Here is a 6,052-nt window from a genome sequence, read left to right as displayed (position 1 = left end):
GAAATTCCCCGCGCAGTTCGGGAAAGATGCTGTTGAGATCGGCCTGCCTGGCATGACCGCTGATGAGAATTTCCGGCTTGAGATAGTCGCGGCAGCTTCCCGAGCCTTCCAGCGCTATGCCCAGCACCTGCGCTTTGAGCTTGGACACCGTCACGCCGCGTAGGCTGAGCTCCATGCCGTCGAAGGAGCCGGTGATGCCGTCGAGCGCGCGCTGAAGGCCCGCGGTCATGGCCTGCCCGAAGCCGAACCAGCGGGCAAGGCTGAAGTGGCGGATGTCGGCCCGGCCGTTCAGCACGGGATTGCCGTCGGCAAGGCCGGTCACATGACCGGAAATGATGACGTTGTCGTCGCCCATGCGCACGTCGGCGCCGGTTACGTCCATGCCTTCGGCGACATTCTGCGCGTCGAAGGGCACGGACAGGGAAATGGGCACCGGATGGCCGTTCATGACGAGCGTTGCGGAGGATTGCGCCGTGCCTCTTGCCTTGTAGAGCGACTGTTCCGGGGAGGCGGAAAATTCGCCCGTCAGCGAGAGCTTGAGCGGCTCCGGCATGGGAAAGTAGCGGTAGGGTCCGGCGATTTCGTGCCCCATGAGTTTGTCGAGGGCGGCAAGCTGAAGGTTGGAGGAAAACGCGACGTCGCCGCGCCACATTTCCCGATGATTGCGCCGCAGCGACGACAGGGAAAGGCGGGTGTCGGACGCCGAGGCGTCGAGCCCCGCGGAGGTGGTGTAGCGCAGGCTTCCCACGGCAAGGTCCAGATGGCCGGGAAGAAGGCCCGGCATTCTGGCGTCGACGTTGATGCCGGAAACGGCGAGATGTCCCTTGCCTTCGGCTCCGGTGATGCGGCAGGTGCCGTTTTCCACGCTGATGCGCACGCCCGTGATGCCGGGCAGATCGGAAAGCGAGAAGGGACGGGCGTCTTCGGCCTGAGCTTCGGCCTTTTTTTTGTCGAGAAGCTTCTGAATGAGATCGCTGGAGATGTCGAGCGTGGGACTCTCCAGAGAAAGCGAGCGGACGACGGGCTTCATGCGAAGGAGGGAAAGGTAGCCTATCTGAATGCGGGCTTGCCGCACATGAAGTTCCAGGTCGTCCACGCTGCCGCGCAGCAGGGCGAGGTTCGAGGCGTGGATGGTGGGCACGGGAAAGAAGGAAAGCGACACTTCGCCGATGCGGCACTGCACGTCGAGTTTTGATTCCAGCATCTGAGACACGGTGGAAGCCAGACGCGACGGCTGAAGCCATGCGAGATAGCCGTAGACCGCAAGGGAGAGAAAAACTCCCCACAGCAGCAGAAGAATCGTTCCAGGACGGGGTTTGCGCATATTCCCTCTTGACGGGCCGCGGTACATTTCGTACCGATCTTTCATGCCCGGGCTGCCCGCATAGTAGAAAACTTGCCGTCACTGCACAAGTAGGAAGAGGGCGCCGCCGGTGATTACGTCGGTAGGGCGACAGGAGTACTCATGACATTCTTTACCTGCGCGGCGCTTGCCGTGCTTCTTATCGTCGGATTTTCCGGCGCCATGCTTCCTTTTGTTTCCGTGTGGGATCACAGACTCGCCTCCGTCCGCCGCCGTTCGCTCTACGACAAGTGCGCCGGTCAGACGGAATCGTTCACGGCCGCGCTTCAGGTGCTTTTTGCATTGGCTCTTGTTGCCGATCTGCTGGCCGGGGGATGGATCAACAGGCTCATGACCGGGCCGTGGGCTTTTGTGTGGGAGTGCCTTGTGCTGGCCTCCGCCGTGGCGGCCCTGTGCGCGGTTGCCGTGCTTTTTGTCCGCCGCACGGGCAAAATGGCCTTTGGCGTGCTTTCCGGACTTGCCTCCACGCTTTCGGCCTGCCTTCTGTGCATCCTTTCCTGGGGCTTCTGTCTCGGCGCGCTCACGGCGGGAGCCGGCAGCGAGGAAGAGACGGTGCAGGCTTTTCTCGTGCTCATGGCCGGACTTCAGAGTCTGGGCTTTGCGCTGTTTGCGGCCTTCTCCCTGTTTCTCGGTCTGACGGGAGCCTACGCGCTGGCGCTGTGCTGGCACATTCTCTGCCGCAATCGCGACGACTTCGGCAGGGACTATTATTCCTTTGCGCTGTCCATGCGCGCCCGGCAGGCATTCTGCGCCGGACTGCTGCTCACCGTGTCCGCGGCGGCCATGTTCTGGCTCACGCCCGTGGTTGACGCCGAACGCGCGCTGGCGCTGCTTCCCTTTGCCGGCGTGTACGCTTCCCATGCGCTCACGGCGGGCATGCTCTGCCTGCCGCTCGCCGCGCTTCTCTGGTACGCCGTGGCCCATGCCGCCCTGCCCATGCAGAAGCGTTCGCTGGCGTTTCTGGCGCTGGTTCTGCTTGTGGCGGGCGTGTATTTCGTGCTCGGCCGCGTGTAGCATGCAAGGCGCCATTCAGGCAGGGCGTTCGTCTTTTCACCCCGCACGCCGTTTTGCCTTTTTTGCGCGGCGTGCCTTCTCCCTCTGAGGAAATCAGAAAAAAGGCCCGATGCTGTTCGATCAGCGCCGGGCCTTCCTTTTTTTGATGCAGCATGTGATGCCGCGTCAGCTTGCAAGATGCGTGTTTTCCTGTTGCAGGCAGAAGCGGGCGAGGCAGGCACAGGACCTTTCCGCCGTTGCGGCGGGTGTTGTTCGCCGTCGAGGGCTCCGGGAAACGCGATGTCTCGGAGCGGGGCCGAAGAACCGTCCCTGCTGTCCTGTCGCGGCTACTCTGCGAGCGCCTCGCGGGCGAGTTCCTCAAGGCTGCGGCCGCATTCCTTTTCCATGCGGTTCGCCATGGCCTCGGCGCGCTCCATGCGTCCGGTGATGGCGGCCACGGCTTCCGGGTTTTCGGAGTAGCGGGCCATCTTGCTGTAAAAGCGCTCTCTCAGGGGCACGGCTTCGCTTCCGCGCACGAATTTGTCCGCAAGAAACACCATTTCCCGTTCGGAGAGCGGTTCGGCGTCGGGAATGGTCATGTCGCGGTGATCTTCCACCAGACGCGCCATGGGCTCCATGCCCCATCCGCGAAACAGCGCTCCCGCGGCGGCTTCATGGTGCGGCTCGCCCTTGCACACGTCGTGAATCATGCCCCCGGCCCGGGCCAGTGCTTCGCTGAGCGGTTTCTCTCCCCGTGCGCGGCGGGCGGAGTTCAGCGCCGAGGCAAAGCAGGCGGCCACACGACTGACGGCAAGGCAGTGCTGCACACCCCTCTCCTGCACGTGACGGACATGCAGGAGTTCCTCCGCTTCCTCGGGCGAGAGCATGTTCTGCCGGGGCGCGAGTTCACACAGGGCCGCGTAATCGCCGGGACTGTCCATGTCGCGGAGAATGAAGGCGTCCACCACGGGCACCGAAACCGGGCACAGGCTCTCCACAACGGTGCGCAGGCAGCCGTCGTCGCCTGCATTCAACACGGAGTGCCTGACGGACGCGGGAAAGAGCGGCGGATGTCCGGCCCGGCCTTGATAGCAGGGAATGAGCGGCGGGGTGTCCGGGACGTCGGCGGCGTCGAGAAGCGTGCGTACGGTCATGCGCCTGACGAGGGGGATGTCCACGGGATGCACGAACACGTGGGTGCAGTCCGGCGGCAGGGCGGCCATGCCTGCGCGGATGCTTGAGAACATGCCGCGCTCGGGATGCCTGTTGAGCGTGAACGCCGCGCCGAGGGATTCGGCTTCGCGCCGGGTGAGGTCGGCCCGGTTGCCTCCCACCACCAGCGGTTTCACGCCCTCGGACTGATAAAGCGCGCACACGGCGGCAAGCGCGCTGCATTCGCCGCCCGGCAGGGGCAGGGGAAGCAGCGGTTTGAAGTGGGGCTCCATGCGCGTGGAAAAGCCTGCGGCCAGAATAAGTGCGTAAGCGATCATGGAAAAACTTCAAGTTGAGGTTGAAGAAAACGCCGCATGCGGGACGCAGCGGCGTGCGGCCTGAATTCGGCGGCAGGATGGAAGCCCCCGTCGGATTCGGGTTCATGATCGCTTATTTTTTTCTCCATGTCACGGGGGCGGGAGCGTGGCGGCGCACCGCAATGCACTCGGCCAGAATGCTGACCGCGATTTCTTCGGGCGTTTCCGCGCCGATGTCGAGACCGATGGGCGCGTGAATGCGGGCAAGGTCCTGTTCCGTGAAGCCGGATTCGAGCAGTTTGGCGTAAATCTGCTGACGCTTGCGCGTGCTGCCTATCATGCCGATGTAGCCTGCGGGCGTTCTGAGCGCCTGCGCCGCGGCCACGCCGTCGAACAGATGGCCGCGCGTCACGATGACGATGTAGTCGCGGGGCGTGACGTGAAGCGCGTCAAAGCAGCGGGCATACTCCGGCGTGACATGCACCTCGGCGTTGGGGAAGCGGTCGCTGTTGGCGTATTCGGGCCTGTCGTCGAGCACGTGGACGGCAAAACCGGTGAGTCCGGCAATGGCCGCCGTGGGACGGGACACGTGCCCGCCGCCCACGATGATCATGCGTTCCGGCGCCTGGCAGCGTTCGCAGAAATACACGGTTTCGCCGCAGGGCACGAGGGCGGCTTCGTCCAGAGGCGCGGCAAGCAGCGTTTTGGCCGCGGCGTCGTCGAGAGGGGCTCCGGCGGCGGATCCGTCGTCGTACAGCAGCGTCCAGGACGTGCGCGTCGAAGCGTAGGGGCGGACGATGCGGCATCCCGCGTCTTCCGCCGCAGCGGCGGCCAGCGAGGCCACGTTGGCAAGTTCCCTGTTTTCCGGAGCAAAAGGTTCAATGAGCACGCGCACCTGTCCGCCGCAGATCATTTCCGAACGTGCGGCCAGCGTGCCGTCCATGGCGATGTCGAGCACCGAGGCTTCCTGCGTTTCGCAGGCTTTGGCGCAGGCCTCGATGACCCTGGCTTCGGCCAGTCCTCCGCCCGTGGTGCCGCCGAGAAGTCCTTTCGGTCCCGCGAGCAGCCGGGAACCTGCGCCGCGGGGAGCGGAGCCCGCCTGAAACACCACGGTGGCCAGAGCGGCGGGGCGTCCCGCCGCGAGCTCAGAACACAGAAGATGCAGCAGTTCTTGCATAAAAACCTCCTTTGCGGACGAGGCGCAGCACCGGCGCTCCGTCGATACGGACATAGCGGCCCTTCAGCGGGGAAAGCCGACGCATGGGACTGCCGCACGGACAGGGGCCGGGTAGCCAGGCTGCGGCGTCGCCGGTGCGGTAGCGGATGAGGGGCATGGCTTCCCTGTTGAGGGTCGTCAGTATGATTTCTCCGGTTTCGCCTTCGGGCACGGGTTTGCCGGACACAGGATCCAGTATTTCCAGAAAAAGATCCAGCTCCCGCAGATGATAGCCGTTTTTCGCCATGCACTGCACGCCCCCGCCGAAGCAGGTTTCCGTCATGCCGTAATGGTCGAGCACCACGCAGTCGAGCGCTTCTTCCAGACCGTCGCGCACGGACAGGTCAAGAATGTCGCCGCTCGACTGAATGCCTTCCACGCACGAGGCGAGGCGGCGGAACGTATCGTCGCGGGCGGCGTCGAGCAGGGCGGAGAGCTGATGCGGCGCGGCCACAAGACACTGCGGATGCCAGCGGGAAAGGTCGTCGCGCAGCGTTTCGGCCGTGGCTTCGGGGTGACCTGCCACCACGTCCACGCCGGAGGGCGTGAGCGCCTGACGGAGCAGATCCGTCACGCCGTCGGGACACTGCGCGCCGGGCAGCAGCACCATGAGGCGCTGCCCTTCATGCACGAGCTGCGCCATGCCCGCGGCGAAAAACGACGCCGTGCGGGCCAGATCGCCTTCCGAAAAGGCGATGCGCTTGGGAGCGTTCGTGGAACCGGAGGTCTGGAGCGTGACGATGCGCTGCACGTCTCCCTGCGGCACGCAGAGAAATTCCCGGTAGTCGTGCAGATCTTCCGGCGTGGTGAAGGGGAGCCTGGCAAGATCGGCCGCCGTTTTGATGTCGAGATTGCAGCCGGAAAGCGTTCGCCTGTACCAGCGGCTGAGGGAAAAGGCGCGGCGCAGGGTGCGGCGCAGGGCTTCAAGACGTGCGGCCTCCAGCCTTTCGGGAAGCGGCACGGCCGGATTGCCGCCGCACTCTGCGTCAAGCCAGGCGTCCAGCCGGGAAG

Annotated in this window: 5 protein-coding genes; 1 reads left to right on the top strand and 4 read right to left on the bottom strand. The window is 64.6% G+C overall.

The window, feature by feature from the left end; all coding sequences use genetic code 11:
• Positions 1-1,324 (bottom strand): AsmA family protein (locus ACZM96_RS09105; protein ID WP_489488667.1); only part of this gene is annotated, 1,324 nt, incomplete at its 3' end.
• Between the two features lie 141 nt (positions 1,325-1,465).
• On the opposite strand from ACZM96_RS09105, the gene ACZM96_RS09100 reads away from it, so the two are divergent.
• The gene (locus tag ACZM96_RS09100) at positions 1,466-2,377 is read left to right on the top strand and encodes a hypothetical protein (protein WP_489488666.1); all 912 of its coding nucleotides are present in this window, start codon (positions 1,466-1,468) and stop codon (positions 2,375-2,377) included.
• Between the two features lie 326 nt (positions 2,378-2,703).
• On the opposite strand, the gene ACZM96_RS09095 is transcribed toward ACZM96_RS09100, so the two are convergent.
• From ACZM96_RS09095 to ACZM96_RS09085, 3 genes are all read right to left on the bottom strand, one after another.
• Positions 2,704-3,846 carry a DVU_1551 family NTP transferase gene (locus ACZM96_RS09095; protein WP_489488665.1) on the bottom strand — a complete coding sequence of 381 codons (1,143 nt, stop codon included), beginning with the start codon at positions 3,844-3,846 and terminating at the stop codon, positions 2,704-2,706.
• A gap of 112 nt (positions 3,847-3,958) precedes the next feature.
• Positions 3,959-5,002, bottom strand: a complete 1,044-nt coding sequence (locus ACZM96_RS09090) for an XdhC family protein (protein ID WP_489488664.1) — start codon at positions 5,000-5,002, stop codon at positions 3,959-3,961.
• On the bottom strand, positions 4,971-6,052 hold a 1,082-nt coding region (locus ACZM96_RS09085), incomplete at its 5' end, for a DVU_1553 family AMP-dependent CoA ligase (protein WP_489488662.1). The genes ACZM96_RS09090 and ACZM96_RS09085, both read right to left, overlap by 32 nt.

Source organism: Mailhella sp., assembly GCF_057866825.1.
Note: the sequence above shows the minus strand (reverse complement) of the source record. Positions and strands in the feature narration are given on the sequence as shown.

Coding starts and splice junctions, on each gene's coding strand:
- ACZM96_RS09100 (WP_489488666.1), top strand. CDS start 1,466: ATGACATTCTTTACCTGCGCGGCGCTTGCCGTGCTTCTTATCGTCGGA.
- ACZM96_RS09095 (WP_489488665.1), bottom strand. CDS start 3,846: ATGATCGCTTACGCACTTATTCTGGCCGCAGGCTTTTCCACGCGCATG.
- ACZM96_RS09090 (WP_489488664.1), bottom strand. CDS start 5,002: ATGCAAGAACTGCTGCATCTTCTGTGTTCTGAGCTCGCGGCGGGACGC.